Source organism: Bacillus cereus group sp. Bc031, assembly GCF_027716265.1.
In the GTDB taxonomy this organism is placed as follows: domain Bacteria; phylum Bacillota; class Bacilli; order Bacillales; family Bacillaceae_G; genus Bacillus_A; species Bacillus_A paranthracis.
The window spans coordinates 1-1,517 of the sequence record NZ_JAQFUL010000196.1; the positions used below are offsets into that span (position 1 = coordinate 1).

Consider the following 1,517-nt stretch of genomic DNA (forward strand, 5'->3'; position numbering starts at 1 on the left):
CCTCGTATATTATATTTAAGCTGTTATTTCAGCTTTAAATTCCCTTAATAAGAGACCCGTAAATTAATACTTGGATGTCTCAAGATATTTCTAGATAATGATTGTAGGATCATTTGGGACAATTCTAATTTCTCCTGTGGATATACCACATAAAAAAGAGTGTTTCTCAGTGAACGTGCGGGACTCCCTACTCGCAGGCTGAGCAGCCTGACCCTCGAACCTAGATGTTAGTAGCTCTAGGGCGGCTTTCGATTCAGGACAAGCTCTCATACACGAGGTTGTTGGTCGGCGTACACACTAGAGATATCTCGAGGCGTCCAAGAAATGATTCTAAATCGAAAGGAGGTCTCTTACGTGAGATTATTTGTTGGTCTAGATGTAAGTTCGTTTGATATAAAAGCTTGTATTCTAAATGGTGAAGGAGAAAAGCTAGACTCCTTTTCAGTCAATAATGATTTACCAGGTGCCACAGCGCTTAAAGAGCGATTATTACAACGTATAGCCACTCAAGAGGTTGAAACCTTTAAAATCGGCTTAGAATCCACATCTGTTTATAGTTTTCATCCATCTATGTTTCTTCACTATGATGAAGACTTACAAAGCTTTGGAGCAAAAGTCTTTCTAATGAATCCAAAACAAATTGCAAACTTCAAGAAAAGCTATTCTGACATGGATAAAACAGACGAGATTGATGCCTTCGTCATCGCTGACTATTTACGGTTCGGAAGAAATCAAATGTCTATCGTAAAAGAAAGCCAGTATGTGGCACTACAGCAATTGACAAGATCTCGTTATCAGCTCGTTAGAATGTTGACAAAGGAAAAACAACATTTTTTACAACACCTAAGTTATAAATGTAATACGTTCTCACAAGAGGTGGACTCTTCTATATTTGGCAACGCCATGATGGAATTGTTCCTTGAAAAATTCAGTCTAGAAGAGCTAGCCAACATGCCTTTAGAGGAACTCGCTGAGTTCCTACAAGTGAAAGGAAAAAACCGATTTGGTGACCCAAAATGTGTGGCATCAACCATTCAAAAGGCTGTTCGCTCTTCCTATCGTTTGGATAAGGTTGTGGAAGACTCCATCGATGTCCTTCTCGGAACATCTATTGCGGTCATTCGTACCTATCAACAACAAATCAAAGAACTAGAAAAATCCATTAAGCGAATCATGGCTGGATTGCCTCAAACACTTGAATCCATTCCTGGAGTCGGACCTGTGTTCGCCGCCGGTATTCTCGCTGAAATTGGTCAAATCGAAAGATTTGATGATGAAACCAAGGTAGCAAAATATGCCGGATTATATTGGCGTACGCACCAGTCTGGTCGATTCACCGCAGAAAACACTTCATTATCTCGTAATGGAAATCATTACTTGCGGTATTACTTAGTTGAAGCCGCCAACTCTGTAAGAAGGCATGTATCTGATTACCAAGAATATTACGTGAAAAAATATAATGAAGTACCAAAACATCAACACAAACGTGCACTCGTTCTAACCGCAAGAAAACTTGT

Annotated in this window: 1 protein-coding gene; it reads left to right on the top strand. The window is 39.6% G+C overall.

What is annotated here, in order from left to right; translation table 11 throughout:
- Positions 1 to 354 precede the first annotated feature (354 nt).
- Positions 355 to 1,517, top strand: a 1,163-nt coding sequence (locus PDQ33_RS28820; RefSeq protein ID WP_270757113.1) for an IS110 family transposase, incomplete at its 3' end; no start/stop codon positions are given.